The organism is Borrelia parkeri, from assembly GCF_023035815.1.
Classification (GTDB): Bacteria; Spirochaetota; Spirochaetia; order Borreliales; family Borreliaceae; genus Borrelia; species Borrelia parkeri.
In genome coordinates, this window is sequence record NZ_CP073159.1 from 431019 (window position 1) to 453728 (window position 22710).

The 22710-nt window shown below is 31.3% G+C and carries 15 protein-coding genes, 2 tRNA genes and 3 rRNA genes; 8 read left to right on the plus strand and 12 right to left on the minus strand.

Translation table 11 applies throughout. From position 1 onward, the window contains the following. Positions 1–2: 2 nt before the first annotated feature. From bpSLO_RS02050 to bpSLO_RS02070, 5 genes are all read right to left on the minus strand, one after another. Positions 3–935, minus strand: coding sequence for a GGDEF domain-containing response regulator (locus bpSLO_RS02050; protein WP_081719337.1), 933 nt, complete (start codon positions 933–935; stop codon positions 3–5). Positions 936–947: 12 nt separating this feature from the next. Beyond that, positions 948–5384, minus strand: a complete 4437-nt coding sequence (locus bpSLO_RS02055; protein ID WP_025407414.1) for an ATP-binding protein — start codon at positions 5382–5384, stop codon at positions 948–950. A 55-nt stretch (positions 5385–5439) separates the two neighbouring features. Next, a 5S ribosomal RNA gene (gene rrf / locus bpSLO_RS02060) occupies positions 5440–5550 on the minus strand. A 21-nt stretch (positions 5551–5571) separates the two neighbouring features. Further along, positions 5572–8506: ribosomal RNA gene (locus bpSLO_RS02065) — 23S ribosomal RNA — on the minus strand. A 306-nt stretch (positions 8507–8812) separates the two neighbouring features. Beyond that, entirely contained in the window at positions 8813–9652 is an 840-nt protein-coding gene (locus bpSLO_RS02070; RefSeq protein ID WP_025375437.1) for a Cof-type HAD-IIB family hydrolase, read from the minus strand. A gap of 133 nt (positions 9653–9785) precedes the next feature. On the opposite strand from bpSLO_RS02070, the gene hpt reads away from it, so the two are divergent. The 3 genes from hpt to purB are packed head-to-tail and all read left to right on the plus strand — an operon-like array spanning position 9786 to position 12991. Beyond that, on the plus strand, positions 9786–10310 hold the full coding sequence (gene hpt, locus bpSLO_RS02075) for a hypoxanthine phosphoribosyltransferase (protein WP_025407413.1): 525 nt from the start codon (positions 9786–9788) through the stop codon (positions 10308–10310). Between the two features lie 9 nt (positions 10311–10319). Beyond that, a complete protein-coding gene (locus tag bpSLO_RS02080) occupies positions 10320–11603 on the plus strand; it encodes an adenylosuccinate synthase (RefSeq protein WP_025375439.1) in 1284 nt (427 codons plus the stop codon). Continuing rightward, positions 11588–12991 (plus strand): adenylosuccinate lyase, encoded by a 1404-nt coding sequence (gene purB, locus bpSLO_RS02085; protein ID WP_025407412.1) that lies wholly within the window; start codon positions 11588–11590, stop codon positions 12989–12991. Before bpSLO_RS02080 ends, purB begins: the two co-directional genes overlap by 16 nt. Here the strand turns inward: purB and bpSLO_RS02090 are convergent. After that, the gene (locus bpSLO_RS02090; protein ID WP_025375441.1) at positions 12988–13542 is read right to left on the minus strand and encodes a DNA-3-methyladenine glycosylase; all 555 of its coding nucleotides are present in this window, start codon (positions 13540–13542) and stop codon (positions 12988–12990) included. The genes purB and bpSLO_RS02090 overlap by 4 nt on opposite strands. Positions 13543–13706: 164 nt before the next feature. Here bpSLO_RS02090 and bpSLO_RS02095 point away from each other — a divergent pair. Continuing rightward, a tRNA-Ile gene (locus bpSLO_RS02095) sits at positions 13707–13780 on the plus strand. Positions 13781–14281: 501 nt separating this feature from the next. On the opposite strand, the gene bpSLO_RS02100 is transcribed toward bpSLO_RS02095, so the two are convergent. The 4 genes from bpSLO_RS02100 to rsmI all read right to left on the minus strand — a co-directional run bounded on the left by bpSLO_RS02100 (position 14282) and on the right by rsmI (position 18577). Continuing rightward, positions 14282–14356, minus strand: a tRNA-Ala gene (locus tag bpSLO_RS02100). A gap of 71 nt (positions 14357–14427) precedes the next feature. After that, positions 14428–15964 (minus strand): 16S ribosomal RNA (locus bpSLO_RS02105). A gap of 162 nt (positions 15965–16126) precedes the next feature. Next, positions 16127–17515, minus strand: coding sequence for a DNA repair protein RadA (gene radA / locus bpSLO_RS02110; RefSeq protein WP_025407411.1), 1389 nt, complete (start codon positions 17513–17515; stop codon positions 16127–16129). A 387-nt stretch (positions 17516–17902) separates the two neighbouring features. Next, positions 17903–18577, minus strand: a complete 675-nt coding sequence (rsmI, locus tag bpSLO_RS02115) for a 16S rRNA (cytidine(1402)-2'-O)-methyltransferase (protein WP_025407410.1) — start codon at positions 18575–18577, stop codon at positions 17903–17905. A gap of 278 nt (positions 18578–18855) precedes the next feature. On the opposite strand from rsmI, the gene bpSLO_RS02120 reads away from it, so the two are divergent. Continuing rightward, positions 18856–19176 carry a hypothetical protein gene (locus bpSLO_RS02120; RefSeq protein ID WP_025375444.1) on the plus strand — a complete coding sequence of 107 codons (321 nt, stop codon included), beginning with the start codon at positions 18856–18858 and terminating at the stop codon, positions 19174–19176. 9 nt (positions 19177–19185) lie between these two features. On the opposite strand, the gene bpSLO_RS02125 is transcribed toward bpSLO_RS02120, so the two are convergent. Beyond that, positions 19186–19575: a DUF1893 domain-containing protein gene (locus bpSLO_RS02125; RefSeq protein WP_025407409.1), complete on the minus strand. Its 390-nt coding sequence runs from the start codon at positions 19573–19575 to the stop codon at positions 19186–19188. 115 nt (positions 19576–19690) lie between these two features. Between bpSLO_RS02125 and bpSLO_RS02130 the strand changes: the two genes are divergently transcribed. From bpSLO_RS02130 to bpSLO_RS02140, 3 genes are all read left to right on the plus strand, one after another. After that, positions 19691–20269, plus strand: a complete 579-nt coding sequence (locus bpSLO_RS02130) for a YigZ family protein (protein ID WP_025375446.1) — start codon at positions 19691–19693, stop codon at positions 20267–20269. A gap of 192 nt (positions 20270–20461) precedes the next feature. After that, positions 20462–21214 (plus strand): ParA family protein, encoded by a 753-nt coding sequence (locus bpSLO_RS02135; protein ID WP_025375447.1) that lies wholly within the window; start codon positions 20462–20464, stop codon positions 21212–21214. Positions 21215–21216: 2 nt separating this feature from the next. After that, the gene (locus bpSLO_RS02140) at positions 21217–21921 is read left to right on the plus strand and encodes a hypothetical protein (protein WP_025375448.1); all 705 of its coding nucleotides are present in this window, start codon (positions 21217–21219) and stop codon (positions 21919–21921) included. Here bpSLO_RS02140 and bpSLO_RS02145 read toward each other — a convergent pair. Further along, complete coding sequence (locus tag bpSLO_RS02145; RefSeq protein WP_025375449.1) at positions 21914–22696, minus strand: ParB/RepB/Spo0J family partition protein; 783 nt, start codon at positions 22694–22696, stop codon at positions 21914–21916. The two genes, bpSLO_RS02140 and bpSLO_RS02145, sit on opposite strands and share 8 nt — an antisense overlap. Positions 22697–22710: the final 14 nt, after the last annotated feature.

Here is a 22710-nt window from a genome sequence, read left to right on the forward strand (position 1 = left end):
CTTTAATATTTACATTGATTGCGACCAGAGATCTTAGCTTCATATAATTTGTCATCAGCAAGTTTAATAATATTGGTGAAATTGGAATCATAAGGAATTTGTTCAGCAAGACCAATTGAAACTGTAACAAAATTAGAAATATTACTGTACTCATGAATTATTTCTAAATTCCTAATATCTTCAATTAAAATACTAACAATCTTAATCACTTCGTTCAAACTCTTATTTACAGAAAATAAAATAAATTCCTCACCACCATAACGAGCAATATCTATCTTATATTTAATGGCAATTTTATTCAAACTCTTTGCAATCAACCTAAGACATTCATCACCATTGGTATGTCCATAGTTATCATTATATTTTTTAAAATAATCAATATCTAACATTCCCACAATGACATTATTTTTATGCTCCAAAGCTTGCATCCAAGACTTAGCAAACTTATCTGTAAAAAACCTTCTATTAGGAATTTGAGTTAGACCATCAATTCTTGCAAGATTTTTAAAATAGTCCCTAAGTCTTTTAAGTTCAAGATGGGTTTTAATTCTTGCATCAATTATCCTGCCATTAAAAGGTTTTAAAATATAATCCACCCCACCGACACTAAATCCTTCAAGTTGAGCATCGGTAGAATCGCTTGAACTGATAAAGATTACAGGAATATCTTTAGTCTCAGGATCATTTTTAAGCCTTTTGCAAACCTCATAACCGCTAACATCTGGAAGCAATACATCAAGAAGGATCAAATCAGGACTAGCAATCTCAACCTGTTTTAAAGCATCAAACCCATTTAATGCAACCCTAATCTCATACTTATGTTGCAATATATCTATTAATAGATCTAAATTTGTGGGTGTATCATCCACAAGTAGCAATTTTTGAGGTTCAACTGAAATTTCCTCAAAATTATCCAAAATCATACTTTTAGTCATGACTTCCCTATCTTATCTAAGATTCATCATACGTTTAACAATATTAGCGCTCTCTTTGAAATTATATACTCTTAAATATTTAATAAGAGAATCAAATAATATAATATTATTGTCATCCAAACTATATCTTTTAAGCACCTCAAGCACTTCCTTATATTCTTTTGGATTTCTATCTTCTATGCCATTTAAAAGCTTTTGCATAAGATTCAAAAATTCATCATTGCTTTTAAATTTTAATTTTTCCTGATCATAAGTTTCGATAACATCTAAAATCTGCTCCCTTATGTTCTTAATAAGTACAATCAAACCCTTACGCGCCTCAGAATACAATATTTTTAATTCATGTATTGAACCTGTATTTATCTCAATCTGTTTAAAATTCCCAAATAAGTTACTACGCATATTACCAAGAGCTCCGGCTATTGAATGTGCTAATTCTTTTACTAATCTTATATTATTTAAATTAAAAGCCTCATCCAAATCACGTATCAAATTATCGCTCATGTCAACAAATCCCCTGCACAAATCAACATACATATCATATGAGATATTTAAATCTCTTAAAGCATTATTAATATCTAAATTTGGTAAATTAGAAAACCCATCGAATGTCTTATCTGCTATAATTTTATTATCTTCAACCTCAATATGCAAATATTTTTTTAATATATACTTAATCGAACTAATGTGTATCGGTTTTGCAAGATAATCATTCATTCCATTTTCTAAACACCTATCTTTATATTCTCTTAATGCATGTGCAGTAACAGCTATTAATACACATGGATTTAAGTTGTTTTGGCTTTCAAATTTGCGTATTTCTTTAGAAACAGTAAATCCGTCACAATTTGGCATTCTTATATCAATAAAAGCCATATCATATTTATTAGTTTTTAAAAATTCAATAGCCTTAACACCATCATCCACAATATCAATAGAATTTTCTCTGACGCCTATAACAATCAAAATATTTTTTAAAATCTTTTGATTAATTTCATTATCCTCAGCTATTAAAATACCAATATTATTTTTAAGCTTAAGAGTACTAGACTCATTTATTATTGGAACATCTACAATTGCACCATTTCTAATCCAATCAGAATAAAAATCCCACCTTTTAAAAGGTTTTTGCATGTATTCATATTTAAAATCAATGATCTCATCACTCTTTAAATAATAAAACACAAAAACTATTCTTGCATTAGAATTTAAAATTTCAATCTTCTCAGCAAACTTAAGACCTTCTTGTAAACCAAAATCGTCGACATTTATAAAAACAAAATTATAATAAGGATACCTATAAAACGCCTTATAAGCATGCTCATAAGAATAAAAATAATGTATATTATCCTTATAATCAAATATCTTACTTATGTCTCTTAATACCTCAACGGTCTTTTTACTTAAAAATAAGCTTAAAATCTTTTTATTCGTTACTAATTCCAATTTATTTACTTCTTTATCTTTAATCTTATGACCTAAAACAAAAGGCAACATAAACGAAAAAGTTGTTCCCTTGCCTACCTCACTCTCAACTGAGATACCAGGACCACCCATTAAACTAACAAGCTTCCTAGATATTGCAAGTCCAAGACCGCTTCCTTCATACTTCTTTGAATCAGAATCATTGCCTTGTCTAAATAACCCAAATATTACCGGTATATTACTTTTCTTAATTCCTTGACCAGTATCAGTTACTTTAAACTCAATAGTAATTATTTTATTACCATCATTATCTTCTGTACTGCAGATCATCTCATAGTTTAAAACTATGATTCCATCTGTAGTAAATTTAAAAGAATTTCCTATTAAATTAATCAGTACCCTCTTAAGTCTAGCTCTATCCCCTATTAAGTAATTTTCTAAATCTGATTTTGAATAAAAAATCAAATCAATATTTTGTTTTGCACTTTGCGACTGAAAACCTTTCAAAACACATTCAATTTCATACTCCAAATCTATTTCATTATTTTCAATATAGATCTCATTCATATCTATTTTAGAGATATACAATATTTCATCAATTAAAGAGAGTAATGAGATAGATGAATAATTTATCATTTGCACATACTCTTTTTGCACACCTAAAAGATCAGTATTCTCCAAAAGCTCAGTAGCTGCTATTATGCCATTAATGGGGGTACGAATATCATGGCTCATACTTGCTAAAAAAATAGTTTTGGCAGCAATAGCATCCTCAATAAACTTTTTCTCACTAATTGCAGAAGAATACATTTTTTTCCTAAATCCTATCTCCTTCCACAAATTAAATAGGCAAAACATAAAAATAGTAAAAACAAACATACCAATGGTTAATACTGCTATACCAGACTTTTTTAGCCTTAGGTCCTTAAAACTTTCATGAACGTTGAATACCCAATCATCAAAATATAATTTATTATTAATATTTGTACAAAATAAAATTTTTTGTATAATTCTTCTTAAAATATAATCTTGGTTATTAACTGCAATATTTAAATCAAATGTTAGATTCGGAACAGTAAAAATTTTCTTAATATCCCTAATATTTAAGTCTTCAAAATTAATAGTAGCAGTATATTCATCGCTAACAATCCCACTAACCTTGCCCCTATAGAGAAGATCCAAAGCGTCTGTAAAGCTATCCACTTGCACCAGTTGTGTTCCTATTTTGGTTTTCAATTTTTTGGTATACAAAAACTTAAGCACCGCAATACTATCAAACGACCTAGAAGTAAATAGTCTAGTTTTATTTGAAAAAAGATGTAGTGGAATTCCTGATACTGCTTTGATGTTAAAAATATAATCTGAATTCACATCATCTAAATTAGCAGACAATATATCTATTTTCCCTAATTTCATTAATTCTTCAATATCTCTCTCATGCACACTTATAATATTGAAATCCAAATCTGTCAATCTTTTTATTTTCTTAATTAACCACTCATTGACTCCTTTATAACGACCAGAATTAAAATAATCAATAGGATACCAATCTTTAACAGCAAGGGTTAACCTCTTATTGTTTTGTAACCAAATTTTTTCCTCAATATTAAAGTTACTGCTATTTATATGCTCATAAAAATTATTGTGATAATCTTCAATTTCATCTTGCCCAAGCCAATTTTTACCTATTTGTAACAAAGTATCGAATAAAATGTTTTCTGTTAACGCATTAAGCATATATGCAAATAATTGCAATCTCTCATTATTAGCAGCTAATACCAAAAATTTATCTTTACTTAAACTTGAATCCTGCAATTTCAATATATTATTATATCCGTGCAATCTTAATAAATAACTTACGGTAATTGAATTTTCTACAAATCCATATGAATGATTGACTATATCTAAAAAATTATTTACTATGTCTGTGTTTTTATCTAATTGAATATCATTTAAACTTAAATCAATAACTTGTGAATTTATGACTCTATTACTATTTTTAGCATTTGTAAAATACAAATTAAAATTAAGTGAACATATGGGAGCAGTTGCTTTATACTTTTTAGAAGTTAAAATATTATCATCTTCAATAATTCCACCCCAAACAGACACATCCTTATCATCCAAGCCTACTTTAATGCTCTCCTTTGGAAATCCTACAAATTTAACTGAAAAACCATATTCTTTAGCAAGAGTATTCCACAAATCAACTAAAATTCCTGCAAATTGACCTTTAGAATTAATAAAACTCAAAGGAGGATAATCATTATATATTCCAACATCCAGCTTAAATAAAAAATCAAATTCTTTAAAAGAAGCATATTCCTCTCTAGAGAGAGATTGCATATAACTTAAAAGATCAATATTTAAATCTCTTAGTTGACTAACAGCATTCTTGCTAATAGCAGCTCTTATGCCAAAACTATAAAAATACTCAGAATTAAAAACTTTCATAAAAGATGGATAAAAAGAACTATACCATACACAAGATAATGACTTATAACTCCCATATACTAAATCAATCTTATTATCTCTTAATGCCAAGAGTAATTTTTCAGTATCTGGAAATAAAAAAACATTATCATTATGACCATGAAATCTTAAAATATCTTCATATATAGTATTCTTTACAACACCTACACGTAATTCATTTGAAAAAAATAAATTGGAAGGTTTTTGCTCTTTTTCTGAATCATAAATCAATGTGGTTACACATTTGCCAATCTCATTTTTAAAATAAAGGTATGCATTTAAGTCTGAATTATAAGTTAATCCCAAATAAACTACATCATCTTCAATTTTATCTTTATTAAAATAATCAATAGCTTCTATACTAATGTCATAATCATTATCTTGTGCCCACTTGTCTAGAAGATAAAAAATCATACCAACCATCTTATTTTCTTGATTTTTATAATAAAGCGGATAATATTGATCTACAAGTTTAAATTTCAAGGTTTCTTTAGCGGGTAAACTGACATGAGAGACAAAAAATAAAAACAAAAATAAACTCAAACCACGCATAATTCATAATATATATCTAATACATATTAAATATATCAAAATGCAAACAAAAAAACCCTGGCAACAACCTACTCTCCCGCGAACTCGCAGTACCATCAGCGAATAAGAGCTTAACTTCTGTGTTCGGAATGATAACAGGTGTTTCCTCTTTTCTTCAATCACCAGGGTATATAAGGAAGACAAAAATATGGTCAAAGATTTGGGTAATTAGTATTAGTCAGCTTAATATATTACTATACTTACACTTCTAACCTATCAACCTGGTATTCTCCCAGGACCCTAATAGGATATCTCATCTTGAGGAAGGCTTCCCACTTAGATGCTTTCAGCGGTTATCCCTTCCGAACGTAGCTACCCAGCACTTACCCTTGGCAGGATAACTGGTACACTAGAGGTTCGTCCATCTCGGTCCTCTCGTACTAGAGATAGCTCCTCTCAAATATCCAACGCTTGTGGCAGATAGGGACCAAACTGTCTCACGACGTTCTGAACCCAGCTCGCGTACCGCTTTAAATGGCGAACAGCCATACCCTTAGGACCTGCTCCAGCCCTAGGATGCGATGAGCCGACATCGAGGTGCCAAACCCTTCCGTCGATGTGAACTCTTGGGAAGGATAAGCCTGTTATCCCCGGAGTACCTTTTATTCGTTAAGTGACGGCGCTTCCACTCGCTACCGCCAGATCACTAAGACCTACTTTCGTATCTGCTCGACTTGTCAGTCTCACAGTTAAGCTACCTTATGCCTTTACACTTACAGAGTGATTTCCAACCACTCTAAGGTAACCTTTGCGCACCTCCGTTACTCTTTGGGAGGCGACCGCCCCAGTCAAACTACCCACCTGGCACTCTCCTCATATCACTATGAGTTAGAAACTTAATTAAACAAGGGTGGTATTTCAAGTGCGACTCCACTATCCCTAACGAGATAGCTTCAAAGTCTCCCACCTATCCTACACATATTTAATCAAACCTCAATACCAAGCTATAGTAAAGGTTCACGGGGTCTTTCCGTCTAACCACAAGTAATCGGCATCTTCACCGATACTTCAATTTCACCGAGCTCCACGTTGAGACAGCGTCCAAATCGTTACACCATTCGTGCGGGTCGGAACTTACCCGACAAGGAATTTCGCTACCTTAGGACCGTTATAGTTACGGCCGCCGTTTACTGGGGCTTAAATTCAATGCCTCGCTTTTACACTAACATCTCCTCTTAACCTTCCAGCACCGGGCAGGTGTCAGTCCCTATACTTCTCTTTACAGATTTGCAGAGACCTGTGTTTTTGGTAAACAGTCGTTCGGACCATTTTTATGCTACCTAATCTCTTAGGTCATACTTATCCCGAAGTTACGTATGTATTTTGCAGAGTTCCTTAACGTGGATTCTCTCGCGCGCCTTAGAATTTTCATCCCACCTACCTGTGTCGGTTTGCGGTACGGTCCCTTATAGCCTAACCTTAGAAGTTATTTCTTGGCACCTTGACTACCTACATTTCATGTTGCCTAAACAACACTCATCATCACATCTCAGCTCTTTTAGCGGATTTTCCTACTAAAATCAACACCTTAATGCTTAAACTAGGACTACCATCGCCTAGCAGTAGTTAACCTCATGCGTCACTCCAATCGAAACTATAAGAGGTACGGGAATATTAACCCGTTTCCCATCGACTTCACTTTTCAGCTTTGCCTTAGGGGCCGACTAACCCTGGGAAGACGACCTTCACCCAGGAAACCTTAGGTTTTCGGCGAATGGGGATCTCACCCATTTTTTCGTTACTCATACCTGCATTCTCACTTCTGATACCTCCATCAAACTTCTCAGTTTAACTTCTCAGGCTTACAGAACGCTCCTCTACCATTCTAACGTAAATTAGAATCCAAAGCTTCGGTAATGTGTTTAGCCCCGTTACATTATCGGCGCTTAAGTACTCGACCAGTGAGCTATTACGCACTCTTTAAAGGTATGGCTGCTTCTAAGCCAACCTCCTGGATGTTTACGTACCTAAACCTCCTTTTCCACTTAACACATTTCTGAGACCTTAGCTGTTGGTCTGGGTTGTTTCCCTCTCGACTATGGACCTTATCGCCCATAGTCTCACTCCTATTCATCATACAATAGCATTCGGAGTTTAACTGAGTTTGGTACCCTTTGACAGGCCCTAGCTCAATTAGTGCTCTACCTCTATTGCACTAAAATAAGGCTGAACTTAAATCCATTTCGAGGAGAACCAGCTATATCCGAGTTTGTTTAGCCTTTCACTCCTATTCACAGCTCATCCCTGCCTTTTTAAACAGACTAGGGTTCGGCCCTCCACTTGGTTTTACCCAAGCTTCAGCCTGGCCATAAATAGATCACTCGGCTTCGGGTCTACCACATCTAACTAAATCGCCCGTTTAAGACTCGCTTTCGCTCAGGCTCCAGCACTACAATGCCTTAACCTTGCTAGACATGATAACTCGCAGGTTCATTATGCAAAAGGCACGCCATCACCATGAATAATCATGGCTTTGACTGCTTGTAAGTCTACGGTTTCAGTTCTATTTCACTCCCCTCCCGGGGTTCTTTTCACCTTTCCCTCACGGTACTCTTCACTATCGGTAGCTTTATAGTATTTAGCCTTGGAGAGTGGTCTCCCCAGATTCAGACAAGGTTTCTCGTGTCCCGTCCTACTTAGGAACATCTTTAAGAAGATATTTATATTTAAATTACAGGGCTATCACCTTCTTTGGCTAACTTTTCCAAGTTATTCTTCTATATAAACATTTTGTAACTTCTCAGCTTATTGCAGACTAAGCTCCAAGCGTCCTACAACCCTCTAAATGCAACGCTCTGCAGCTTGACACATTTAAAGTTTAGGCTACTCCCCTTTCGTTCGCCACTACTTAGGGAATCTCTTTGATTTCTTTTCCTCAGGGTACTTAGATGGTTCACTTCCCCTGGTATAGCCTTTACTACATAAGCAGTAAATAATTAGCATCTAGCTAATTGGATTACTCCATTCGGTAACCTTGGGATCATAAAATGTTTGCTTCTCCCCCAAGCTTTTCGCAGCTTACCACGACCTTCTTCGCCTTAAAGCTCCTAGGCATTCACCATAGACTCTTTATTACTTTGACCATATTTTTATCTTCCATCTCTAACTTGCCAATCGTTTATACAACATAGAATAATATATACTTTTCACTTTACTATGTCAATACCATTATTACACTTTTTATTAAATAATTTTTTTAATAATTAAAGGACACAAAAAAAATACCAGATTAATTGTTGATACAAAAAAGAATCATACAATTTACACACAAAATGCCCATTAAAAACACATAATTCAGGAAAATAAGTAAATAAAATATTTATCTTAAACAAAGTAGAGCAAATATTAAAAACACAAATAATTTAGATAAAAAATAAGAAAAAGATTACTTAAAATTGAATGTCAAGATTAAAAAACTCAATTAAAAACTTTGCAACTCCATCTTCATCATTATTGAATTTTGTAACCTCGTTGTTTGATAAATTATTCTTAACAAACTTGTTTGCATTTTTCATGAGAATACCTTTTCCAGCATTTTTTAACATCTCATAATCATTGCTATTATCTCCAAATGCTAAAATAGCATCAATAGAAATACATTCAAATAAAGCAATACTTTTAATAGCATTATATTTACTAGCCTCAATATTTGTAATTTCCAAAAGATCATTAGCAGAATAAAATATACTTATATCTTTAAAATTTTTATCTCTGATTTTATTTGCAAAGTCTTCAAGCTTAGAAAAATCATGAGAATAATAAACTATTTTAGAACAAGAATCTATCTCAAGTTCAGATAAATCAGTAATAATAGGTTGTATTCCTAAATTTTCAATAAAATAATTCATAATTGGACTTCTAATCTCTCTATCAGAATACCAATCATTAAGAGTATAAAGATTAATATCAATATCCCCGCGCTTTACTTTAAGAAGTTCTCTTACTACATCATAATTAATCTTATATCTCAAAATCAGATTATTTTTTAAAAATATCTCAGCACCATTAGCCGTTACAATATAACTCTCATCAATTTTCACATCTTTAAGTTGCATTAAAACGTCCTTAATTTCATATAATCTCCTACCAGTAGCAATAATTATATGAAAATCATTCTTTAATCTTAAAAGTACTTTAAGAGTCAATGGCGCAATTTCATGATTGTTATTAAGCAATGTCCCATCAAGATCAAAAACCAACATCTTATACTTTTCATAATTGGCATTCATTATAATATCCTCTTTTTAAATAAATGATATCACATTAAACTCATGACTTATAATTTCTAACTTGAATTAAATTAATAAAAAAAATATAATAATTAATGTTAAAAGTTGAAGAGAGAGTTAAATGTAAAGCTGAATGAGTGATAAAATTTCAACTTTATTCACAGAAGAAAAAATAAAAAGCAAAATTAAAGAGCTAGCGCAAAAGATTAGAAACTATTATGAAGATAAAAACAATGTGGTTTTTATATCACTTCTTAAAGGCTCTTTTATATTTTTTGCAGATATTACAAGAGAAATTGGATTAAACGTAAAAATAGATTTCCTTCAAGCATCAAGTTATAAAAATAAAACTCTCTCTTCATTAAATGTACTAATAAAAAAAGATATCGATATTAATATACAAAATAGTTACGTAATCATCTTTGATGATATCATAGATACTGGACTAACATACGAAAAAATCGTTGCGCACTTAAAAACCAAAAATCCTAAAGAGATTAAAATTTGTACTCTTTTTAACAAACCATCTAGAAGATTAATAGAATTAAAGATAGACTATACGGGATTTGAAATTGAAAATGATTTCATAGTTGGATATGGCATTGACTTTAATGAACAACACAGAACTTTAAAGAATGTAGCAAAAATAAGTAAATAGGAGATATAAATGTCAATTTATGCAGTTATTGGAACTCAATGGGGTGATGAGGGGAAGGGAAAAATTATAGACTTTCTCTCATCAAAAATAGATTATGTTGTAAGGTTTAACGGAGGAAATAACGCCGGGCATACAATTGTTGTCAATAATAAAAAATTCATCTTTAATTTACTACCATCAGGTGTTTTGCAAGGAGCAAAATGTATACTTGGACCTGGTGTAGTAATTGATCCCTTAATTTTAATTAAAGAACTTGAAGCTCTCAAGCATAATAACATAAAGACAGAAATATTTATAAGTGATAAAGCGCATATAATAATGCCTTACCACATTAAACTTGACGAGCTTAATGAACAAAAAAAGGGTGTTTACAAAATCGGAACTACAAAACGAGGAATTGGTCCTTGCTATGCTGATAAAATTAACAGAACAGGCATAAGAGCTGTTGACTTACTTGACATTGAAATTTTTGAAAGAAAATTAAAAATAAATTTAGATGAAAAAAATGAAATTATAGAAAAAATATACAACCATAAACCTTTTAATTATGATGATATTTTAAGTAAATATAAAAAATGTATATCAATGCTCCAATCTGCAATCACAAATACAGAAGAAATATTAAATCAGGCCATAAATTCAGGAAAAATTATCTTAATAGAAGGTGCTCAAGGCACAATGCTTGACATTGAACATGGAACATTTCCATTTGTCACATCAAGCAATACATTAATCACAGCAACAACAGGATGTGGTATTCCTATCTCAAAAATCAAGGAAAAAATTGGTATAGTAAAAGCATTCTCATCAAGAGTTGGTTCAGGACCGTTTGTAACTGAAATTTTAGGTCCTATTGGGGATAAAATTAGAGAAAAGGGACAAGAATATGGCTCAACAACAAACAGACCAAGAAGAATTGGTTGGCTTGATCTCTTAACAATAAAAAAATCGATAAGCCTTAACGAACTAAACCATTTAGCCCTAACTAAATTAGACATACTAAATGACATTGAAGAGCTTAAGATTTGCACAGCTTATGAATTTAAAGGCAAAATATATGACTATATACCTACTTCTTGTGAAATACTTGAGAATGTTAAACCTGTATACAAAGTCTTTAAAGGATTTAAACAAAATATTAGAAATATTAACCATTACGAAGATTTGCCTATTGAAGCTAAAGAGTACATTGAATTTATAGAAAGAGAAGTAGGGGTACAAATTTCAATTTTATCTCTTGGAGCAGAAAGAGAAAAAACCATTTTTAGGAATCAAAAGTGGATAAATATATAAACCCGTTAAAATCAAGATATGCAAGCAAAGAAATGCTTTACATTTTTTCACCAAAATTCAAGTACACCACATGGAGAAAGTTGTGGTACAACTTAGCTTTAGTGCAAAAAGAATTGGGAATCAACATTAGTAATAAACAACTCAATAAACTATCCAAACACATAGAAAACATTGATTTCGAACTTGTAGAAAAATATGAATCAAAATTCCAACATGAAGTTATGGCACATCTTTATGCTTATGCCGACTTGGCTGGTGATGATGCTAGAAAAATTCTACATCTTGGTGTCACAAGTGCATATTTAATGGATAACACAGACTTAGTCCAAATCAAAGAAGCTTTATTGCTCATTGAGAATAAACTGATAAAACTAATTAACACTTTAAAAAAATTCTCAATCAAGCATAAAAACCTGATAACACTTGCATATACACATCTACAAGAAGCACAATTAACAACTCTTGGAAAAAGAAGTAGCTTATGGCTTCAAAGTCTAATTTTTGACTTTGAAGAACTTAAGTTCATTATGTCCAACATGTGCTTTAGAGGAGTAAAGGGAACGGTTGGAAATCAAAGTAGCTTTAAAGAATTGTTTGCGTCTAACTTTGCAAGGGTAAAAGATCTAGATATCAATCTTGCAAAAAAAATGGGATTTGACAAAGTTTATAAAATAACTAGTCAAACTTATGATCGCAAATTTGATTCATCAATATTAAATTTTTTAAGCAACCTAGCTCAAAGTGCACATAAGATTACTAATGATATCAGATTCATGCAACATCTTAAAGAAATTGAAGAACATTTTGAAAAACACCAAATAGGTTCATCCGCAATGCCTTACAAAAGAAATCCTATCTACAGCGAAAGAATAGCTTCTCTTGCCAAGTTTATAATGAGCCTACAATCAAGTGGTGGTTTTATAGCAGCAACTCAATGGCTTGAGAGAACTCTAGATGATTCAGCATGCAAAAGGCTCAATATTCCTCAAGCATTCTTAGCTGCTGATGCTACCTTAATACTACTAAATAAAGTATTTAATAATATCAGAGTAAATAAAAAAATGATTGAAAAACACGTTAAAACAGAAATGCCATTTATATTAACAGAAGACATATTGATGAAAGCAACAAAAAATGGAGGTGATAGACAAATATTACATGAAAAGATAAGAATTTATTCAATGCAAGTAAAGGAAAATCTTTATTCAGGAACAACTGATAACGACTTAATTAAACTAATACTTAATGACCAAAGTTTTAAATTAACATCTAAAGACATAGATGAAATCTTAAATCCAAATGAAAATATAGGTTTTGCCTCATATCAAGTTGAAAATTTTATTACAGAAATAATCGATCCTATTCTTGAAAAAAATAAGGAAAATTAATATTTAGAAACATATTTATTGCCCCTTATGTAAAATCGCCAAAGTTTATTCGCATACTCCTCACCTGCATAATCAACATTTATTCTCCTTGAGCATGACACTTCAAAATTAAAAGATAAACCTCTTTTTAAAAAAAGTTCACCATTATTAATAAGATCAACTTTATTAAATTTTAAATCTATATTTAAAAACTTAGCAAGCTTGCCAGGTCCATTAGTAAATATCCCATCAACTTTTGGTGAAATAGGCTCAACACCTCTTATTAAAACAGCATGAGGATTATGTTCATTAGATGCCACAACGTTTAACATATAATACATGCCATAAATCATATAAACATAAGCATATCCCCCAATATTATACATAGCACTGGTACGACTTGTCTTTCTTCCCCCATAAGCATGACAAGCTTTGTCCATTACACCCATATAAGCTTCCGTCTCAACAATTCTTGAAATAATTTCTTTGTCACCTATTTTCCTAACAAGCAAGTGTCCAAGCAAAGACTTAGCCACAATAACAGCATCTTGCATAAAAAATTCTCTATCCATCAGTACAATTCTAAACCAAAACAAAAATCAAATTCAAAAATTATTACAATTGAAAAAAACATTAAATAAAAATTGCAAATAACAAACAACTATCATGAAAAAAAAACTATATATTGACAAATACAACAAAGTTAAATAGAATCTTAAAGGGTAAGAATATTTAAGGGATCATAGCTCAGGTGGTTAGAGCGCAGGTCTGATAAACCTGAGGTCGGAGGTTCAACTCCTCCTGGTCCCAATCGATCAAACTCAAACCCTCTTAAGCATTTAGTAATCTCAACAAAATAATTAAAGGTACATTTTTGAGCTGAAATCAAGCTTGTCGTATGCAATAAAAATCTGTTAAGTCTATTTAAATTTATCACTAAAACCATCAAGACAACAAGTAATATAAACCCATGACCTGAAATATCAAACCATATATTATATTTATTCACTTAAAACAAATAAGAACATTAAATATCTTAAAATTTGCATAAAGTAAAATTATTTCCTACAAGCTAAAAAATTTTAAAATAACTTAAATAAAATAAATAAGTAACACCCTTATTTTTTATATTGCTTATCTTGTAAATGAGAATTTACTCTAATTAAATTATTAAACAAAAAAATATTTTATCTGGAAATCAAAATTTTAATAGGATTTTTTTTAATTTTTGAAGCTAGCTTTCAATTGATACAACATAAGTTGCTCTTTAAAAACTATAACCTCCATTTATTCAATTTTACAATAAACAAATGGAGGTTAAGGGATTCGAACCCTTGACCCCCGGCTTGCAAAGCCGATGCTCTAAACCAACTGAGCTAAACCCCCAAAAAAGTCTCTGAAAAGACAAAGGAAGAGTTAAAATAATAATTTGCCTTATAATAATTTCTTTCTCTTAGAAAGGAGGTGATCCAGCCACACTTTCCAGTACGGCTACCTTGTTACGACTTCACCCCCCTCACTAAACATACCTTAGATACCTTCCTCCCTTGCGGGTTAGAATAATAGCTTCGGGTATCCTCAACTCGGGTGGTGTGACGGGCGGTGTGTACAAGGCCCGAGAACGTATTCACCGTATCATTCTGATATACGATTACTAGCGATTCCAACTTCATGAAGTCGAGTTTCAGACTTCAATCTGGACTGAGACCTGCTTTATGCGTTTTGCTTCACATCACTGTTTCGCATCGCTTTGTACAGGCCATTGTAGCACGTGTGTAGCCCAGGACATAAGGGCCATGATGATTTGACGTCATCCCCACCTTCCTCCGGCTTATCACCGGCAGTCTCGTCTGAGTCCCCATCTTTACATGCTGGTAACAGACAATAAGGGTTGCGCTCGTTGCGGGACTTAACCCAACACCTCACAGCACGAGCTGACGACAACCATGCAGCACCTGTATACAGACCCCAAACGGGGAATAGTTATCTCTAACTACATCCTGTATATGTCAAGCCCTGGTAAGGTTCCTCGCGTATCATCGAATTAAACCACATGCTCCACCGCTTGTGCGGGCCCCCGTCAATTCCTTTGAGTTTCACTCTTGCGAGCATACTCCCCAGGCGGCACACTTAACACGTTAGCTTCGGTACTAACCTTTCGATTAACACCAAGTGTGCATCGTTTACAGCGTAGACTACCAGGGTATCTAATCCTGTTCGCTCCCTACGCTTTCGTGACTCAGCGTCAGTCTTGACCCAGAAGTTCGCCTTCGCCTCTGGTATTCTTCCTGATATCAACAGATTCCACCCTTACACCAGGAATTCTAACTTCCCCTATCAGACTCTAGTCATGCAGTTTCCAGCATAGTTCCACAGTTGAGCTGTGGTATTTTACGCATAGACTTACATATCCGCCTACTCACCCTTTACGCCCAATAATCCCGAACAACGCTCGCCCCTTACGTATTACCGCGGCTGCTGGCACGTAATTAGCCGGGGCTTATTCATAAATTAACGTCATCACCTTGTCATTTCCTACAAAGCTTATTCCTCATTTATAAAAGAACTTTACAATCTTTCGACCTTCTTCGTTCACGCAGTGTCGCTCCGTCAGGCTTTCGCCCATTGCGGAAGATTCTTAGCTGCTGCCTCCCGTAGGAGTCTGGACCGTATCTCAGTTCCAGTGTGACCGTTCACCCTCTCAGGCCGGTTACTTATCATAGCCTTGGTAGGCTCTTACCCTACCAACTAGCTAATAAGACGCAGACTCATCTACAAGCGAAGCTTTAAAGGCTTCCTTTCATCAATTAACATCTCAATTGACCTTATTCGGTATTAGCTACTATTTCTAATAGTTATCCCCATCTCATAGGTAGATTATCCACGCGTTACTCACCCGTTCGCCACTGAATGTATTGCTACATTCCGTCTGACTTGCATGCTTAAGACGCACTGCCAGCGTTAGTTCTAAGCCAGGATCAAACTCTTCGTTATTTTTATTTCTTTACTTTTAAAATTAACAGGTTATTTATTTTATTTGGCTCTTAAACCTTACTTAACTCTTCCCTTCTCTTTTCTTCCAATTCTTAATATCAACTCTTACTACTTTATAACATACATTACACTTTGTCAATACTTAACATTTATTTTTTTATTCTATCTATTTTTCAACCGACTGTCTTCATGACCTTCTCTTTTGCTATCTCGCACTAAACGCCTAACAACACCTAAAACACTCTCTATACCTTCATATCCATTATAATAATTCTCTCTTAAATTTGCTCCCAAAACATGCTGAAATCCAGCTTTCTTAGCTGCAATAACCTTACTCTCAATATTAGAGGATGCCTTAATTTTCCCTGAAAGAGAAATTTCACCTGTAAAGATTAAATCTTGATTTATAATAATATTGGTTTTGGCAGAAAATAATGCAACCAAAACAGCAAGTTCAATTTCTATATCATCCATCCTAAGGCCCCCAGAAACATTCACATATACATCATCATTATTAAAACTGAGATTCAAATATTTACTAAGAACAGCTAAGATTCTTGATATTTTCTTAGAATCTATTTTTTCAGAAAAAATTCTAGGAATATTCATGCCTGTCCTTGTGATTAAAGCCTGTATTTCAACAAATAAAACTCGACTTCCCTCATTAATGATTCCAATAGCAATACCTGAAGATATTTCTTCCTTTTTCTCCAAAAAAATAGAAGAGGGATCCTTAATCTCAACAAGCCCCAACCCCGTCATTTCAAAAATACCTACTTCATTAATAGCGCCAAACCTATTTTTAGTAGCTCTAAGCATACGTAACGATTTTTCTGCCTCTTCAAAATAAAAAACAGAATCTACCATATGCTCTATTACTTTTGGTCCTGCTAAAATACCATCCTTCGTAATATGTCCCACTAAACATAAAGTTATATTATTCCCTCTTGCCCACTCTATAAGCTTATAAACACAATGCTTTAATTGAGCAACCCCTCCAAGCCCGCCTTGAACTTCTTTTGAATGCAAAGTTTGAATAGAATCGACAACAATAAAGTCAAGTTCAATGTTTGCAAGCATTTTGATTAAAGAATCAACATTTATCTCATTAGTTGTCAATATATCAGAAGAAATTTTAAGTCTATTTGCTCTTAATTTAATTTGTGGAATTGATTCTTCACCTGCAAGATAAAGCACATTTTTGTCAGCAAGTGCAAGAATACTAGAAATTTGAAGTAAAAAAGTTGATTTCCCAATGCCAGGCTCTCCTGCTATCAAAATTGCACTACCAATTACAATGCCAGCACCAAGAACTCTATCAAATTCTTCAATACCTGTTAAATGTCTAACATTATCAACCTGTTTAAAATCTCTTAAAGAAAAGATTTCATTTTTTGATTTACTTAAATCTCCCTCATAACCTGATTTAAGTTCAGAATAAAGTTCTAAACTTTCCCAACTAAAGCACTCAGGACATTTCCCAAGCCACTTTAAAGATTTATACCCACAATTTAAACATTTATAAATTTCCTTATCTCTATTTTTTATCATAAAACGTCAATAGGTAGACCTCTCTTAATTTAGACAAGCGATAAATCCGTCTTTAAAACTTATGTCCCATCTTGAATTTTCAATATTAAAAAAATCTTTAAAACCTTTATCATTGTTCTTAAACTCACTGTAAAAATTATTAAACCAATTCCTTAAAAGTCAAAATACTCTCGCTAAATTTATCACAATTTGCAAAATACATAGCACCAGAATACATTAATTATACATAAAATTACACAAATCAGACTCTTACCTGTCCTTAAATCTATATTTGAAAAAATTTTTTGAATAATCATAACCTCTTTCATAAGGTACTTCAGATTCATCATAATTTATAAACAATCAATAATACCCATTAATACATTTTTTTCATCTTTTAAAACAATTTTAACTTTTAGACTTCCTGCTAACCAAAACCGTAAATTCTCCCTTACTTTTGTTATTCTCTTCAAAATATTTCTTAAGTTCTAAAGGTTTACCAATTTTATATTCTTCATATAATTTTGTCATCTCACGACCAACAAGAACATTAGCATCCAAATTTACTAAAGAAATTTCAAATAATAACTTCAAAATTCTATGACTGGATTCAAGAAGAACAAATGCATCACCTCTATGATAAAGTTCCTCAATCCTTTTTATCCTTTTAATTCCTTTGTTTGGCAAAAATCCTTCAAATACTATAACTTTATCTTTAAAAGGATTTACACTAATAACTGCATTCAAAGAACTAACACCTGGAATAGGAAAAACTTTATGCCCATTTTTAAATGCCGCATCAACAAGCAAACCACCAGGATCACTAAGACAAGGAGTTCCCGCATCACTAACGAAAGCTACGCTTTTTCCATGAGACAAGTATTCTAATAACAAACCAACTCTCTTATGCTCTATTACAGAATTACAAGAAATTAATTTTTTAACTATACCATAATGAGATAAAAGTCTCTTAGCAACTCTCGTATCCTCAGCAAATACAACATCAACTAATCTTAAAATATCAATTGCACGATATGTAATATCACCTAAATTACCTATAGGTGTTCCCACAATATATAACACATAATCTCCTTAAAATTTAAAATACAGCTTACCTAACATGCATTAAACTTACTACTGCATAAAAATAATAAATAATATTTATTACTACAATTTTCGTGAATTTAATTCATAAGGAAAAATTTCACATAAATTCATAAATTAATTATTCTCAAAGTACCCTATATTTTAATAAAAGTACTTGGTTTTTATATGTCCATATAAAAAAATATTTATTTTTATGCTATATTTATATTATTATTTAATTTTAACAACTGAAAACTAAAAGGTGGAAAAGTTTTATGTTTAAACTCATTAAAAAGATCTTTATAATCTATTTTCTATGCATCACACTTACTGGACTTGCTATGGTTTTCATTGACAGTAAATTTTCTGAAAGACAAACTATCCAAGATGGTAAAAGTCAAATTATCAAACATATAATTGATCCAAATTTAATTATGCTTACCTCTGCTATTGGAGGATTTTTGGGAATTTATTCCGGAATATGGTTTTTTGATTATGGAAAAGATAATTTCTACTTAAGCTGGGGAAGCCTAATAATATTAATATACAACATAGGACTAATCATTTCTGTATATTCCAAATCAAAAAATAAATAAATTCAAATTTTAAGAATTACTTACAATAATTCCTCTTTTAATTAGGTACTTATAAACTTCCTCTGGATTTTCTAAACTTTCAATCAAGTTCTCAGTTTTATCATTTATCTTCTCTACTAATCTTTTAAAACTTACTCTTATTCCTCTACTTTCCAAAAAGTCCTTTGCCGGTTGAGAAATAACACCTGCCTGAACATTTTGAAGCCCAATATTGTAAATAATAACAGCAGCGGCCTTGCCCACAACTTTATCATAAATTTCTAAACCTTCTTTATTTTGAATGTATTTATTAATAAAATTATCAACCTCCAAGAGGGGTTTTAAACCTCTTTCCATATTAGAGTAAAGTATTCTATGTTCCTTAAACAATTTTAACGTAGGATTTAACCCTGATATCATTTCCAACACCTCTTAAAGACTTGCACTCAGAATTTTAAAAAAAACAATTATTAATAATAATAAACATAAATTAAAAATACTTCAACATAAAAAAGATGATATATTATTAAATTGAATGATGCTAATTCCTAAAGAAAATATTTATTCAAAAATTGAAGTAAAAAAATCAATTTTCTTATCATACATTTTTCATGTAGAAAAAAAAGAAGAAATAAATAAAATATTAAAAGAATATAAATTAAAATTTAAAAATGCAACTCATGTTGTCTATGGGTTTAGAATTGGCAATTCAAATTCATTTATAAACGGAATGAACGATGACAAAGAACCACGATTAACAGCCGGAAAACCTACGCTAGACGCCATATTAAACAAAAATTTAACAGACACCTTAATTATTACAGTACGCTATTTTGGAGGAACTCTACTTGGAAAACAGGGTTTAATTAAAGCATATTCCAAAGCAGCACAAGAAGTAATCAACAAATCTAATCTAACAGAAAAGGAAGAAATAGAAACATTATGCCTTAATCTAAACTATAACCAATATAATTTACTCATACGAACAAAAAATAAGATGGGAATTAAAATTACAGACGCAAAATTCCTAGATAAAATAAACACTACAATAAAATTTAACATAAAAGACAAAAAAAATATCTTAACATTTTTACAAACAAACTCTCTGCTCTAATTTGATTTAATTAAATTATGTCTATAACTTAATTAAACTTCATACACATATAAACATCTAGTCAGATTGAATGTTTATATGTGTATTTTCTAGTTTTTTCTAAAAAGAATTTTATATATACTATTATCATTTTTATTATTTATGTTCTACAATAGAATATTATTAATATACACTGATTAAGAGAAAATTGTTATGAAAATAATATCCATTATTAATCAAAAAGGTGGTGTTGGGAAGACAACCAGTGCTATCAATATTGCCTATTCAATCACATTGCTTAATAAAAAAGCTCTTCTAATAGACATTGACTCACAAGGTAATACCAGTAGCGGAGTTAATATTTTAAGAAAAGAAGATACAAATTCAAGTTATGAACTTATCTATAAAAAACAAAAAATTACACCTATTAAAAATTTTAACTTGGATATAATTCCTTCTAGTCTTAAACTAGCACTACTTGAAAAAGAATTAATACATGAACTTGCAAGAGAAAATTTTTTAAAAAATGCTTTAGAACAATATAAACAGGATGACTATGATTTCATCATTCTTGATTGTCCTCCTACTCTCTCAATACTTACAATAAATGCCCTTGTTGCAAGTAAATATCTTTTAATACCAATAGAAACAGAATTTTTTGCATTTGAAGGAATCAATCAATTATTAGATACAATAACTGCTGTCAAACAGATAAATCAAGAACTAGAGATTACTGGTGTATTTATCAATAAATATGATAGTAGAAACAAAAGCAAAGAAAAATATATTGATTATCTAAAAAAAGTATTCAAAGAAAAATTTTTAAATACCAAAATAAGAAAAAATATAAGTATTTCCAAATCTCAAGAAGAAAACATACCAGTATATATGTATAACAAAGAAAGTAATGCAGCAAAGGACTTTTTAGAGCTTACAAACGAAATAATGGAAAAAATCAAAGGATAAAAATGTCAGATAATTTAGACACTTTAATGGCTTTAATGGGTCAGAAATTAAAAAATAATACAAAAGACGAAAAATTTTTGGCAAAACAAGAATTAATTATAATTCAAAACAAAAGTTTTAAATATGAAAAATTGGATAAAGAAATAGCCGATTTTTTAAAAATAAAGCAATACGAGATTTTCAGCATATTCAACAATACCTACACAGAAATTGGAAGAATACTAAAAGAGGCACAAGAAAAACTACGTGGCAATAACCAATATGACGGTCTTTTTTACAAATGGTTTACCAGTATGGGATTTAAAAAAGATAAAGTCTACTCATTGATATCAAGATATGAATTGCTTGTCGAAAATTCCGATAAGCAACTCATAATAAACAATTTACCACTATCACTCTCATATGAAATTTCTAAAAAATCTTGTCCTACTCATTTAAAAATGGAAGTTCTCAATGGAAAAATAAAATCTTTAAAAGAATTTAAATCACGTTATCAAAAAAATGAACATAACAAAAAAAATCTTGAAAAAAACTTTAATAAAACACAAGTTAAAAGAGAAGACATTATAAAACTAATAGAACTACTCTTACAAGAATTAGAAAACATTAAAAACATTAAATTAGATAAAATAGAAAATAAAAAAGAATTTTTGATTATTTTAAAAGACATACGACAAAAAATAAATCTCATAAAAAAAATTACTTAATACTCTCAAAAATAGAAATAATTCTTTTTAAATCAGAAGATGTAAAATAACTTATTTCGATCTTCCCTTTTTCTTTGCTTCCCTTAATACTTATTTTAGTTTGTATTCTGCTTATTAAAAATTCTTTAACACTATTTAAAAAAGGATCTCTTAAGATTTCTGATTTATCATTAATAGGTTTATAAAAATTTTTAATATAATTTTCTGTTTCTCTAACGGACAATTTTTTTTTAATGATTAAAAGATAAAGCCCATATCTATCTTGACTATCCTTTAACGACAATAAAACTTTAGCATGACCCAATGATATTTCTTTTTTATGTAAAGAATTTAATATTTCCTGCTCAAGATCCAAAATTCTAACTAGATTAGCAACGTGAGACCTATTTTTACCTATCTTTTCAGATAAAGTTCTTTGAGTCAAAGAATGCTTATCCATAAGATTTTTATAAGCATATGCCTCTTCAACAGGAGTTAAATTTTCCCTTTGAATATTTTCAATTAAAGACATAAAATCTTTATTCTTTCTAGTTGTCTCTATCTCTATAATAGAGATTTGCCTCATACCAGCTAATTTAGCAGCTCTAAATCTTCGCTCACCTATTACTAGGTGATATCTACCATTATCATGAAAAACAACAATAGGTTGCAATATTCCATTTTCTCTTATAGAGATACTTAATTCCTCAAGCTCAGCAAGATTAATAGACTTTCTAGGTTGCGACTTATCTACATCTACAAGATTAATATCTACCATTTTAAAAGTCTCACTCATTTTATCAAAAACCT

Excerpts from the sequence above, each read along its gene's own strand:
- bpSLO_RS02050 (WP_081719337.1), bottom strand. The coding sequence starts at position 935 with ATGACTAAAAGTATGATTTTGGATAATTTTGAGGAAATTTCAGTTGAA.
- bpSLO_RS02055 (WP_025407414.1), bottom strand. The coding sequence starts at position 5,384 with ATGCGTGGTTTGAGTTTATTTTTGTTTTTATTTTTTGTCTCTCATGTC.
- bpSLO_RS02070 (WP_025375437.1), bottom strand. The coding sequence starts at position 9,652 with ATGAATGCCAATTATGAAAAGTATAAGATGTTGGTTTTTGATCTTGAT.
- hpt (WP_025407413.1), top strand. The coding sequence starts at position 9,786 with ATGAGTGATAAAATTTCAACTTTATTCACAGAAGAAAAAATAAAAAGC.
- bpSLO_RS02080 (WP_025375439.1), top strand. The coding sequence starts at position 10,320 with ATGTCAATTTATGCAGTTATTGGAACTCAATGGGGTGATGAGGGGAAG.
- bpSLO_RS02090 (WP_025375441.1), bottom strand. The coding sequence starts at position 13,542 with ATGGATAGAGAATTTTTTATGCAAGATGCTGTTATTGTGGCTAAGTCT.
- radA (WP_025407411.1), bottom strand. The coding sequence starts at position 17,515 with ATGATAAAAAATAGAGATAAGGAAATTTATAAATGTTTAAATTGTGGG.
- bpSLO_RS02120 (WP_025375444.1), top strand. The coding sequence starts at position 18,856 with ATGTTTAAACTCATTAAAAAGATCTTTATAATCTATTTTCTATGCATC.
- bpSLO_RS02125 (WP_025407409.1), bottom strand. The coding sequence starts at position 19,575 with ATGATATCAGGGTTAAATCCTACGTTAAAATTGTTTAAGGAACATAGA.
- bpSLO_RS02130 (WP_025375446.1), top strand. The coding sequence starts at position 19,691 with ATGATGCTAATTCCTAAAGAAAATATTTATTCAAAAATTGAAGTAAAA.
- bpSLO_RS02135 (WP_025375447.1), top strand. The coding sequence starts at position 20,462 with ATGAAAATAATATCCATTATTAATCAAAAAGGTGGTGTTGGGAAGACA.
- bpSLO_RS02140 (WP_025375448.1), top strand. The coding sequence starts at position 21,217 with ATGTCAGATAATTTAGACACTTTAATGGCTTTAATGGGTCAGAAATTA.
- bpSLO_RS02145 (WP_025375449.1), bottom strand. The coding sequence starts at position 22,696 with ATGAGTGAGACTTTTAAAATGGTAGATATTAATCTTGTAGATGTAGAT.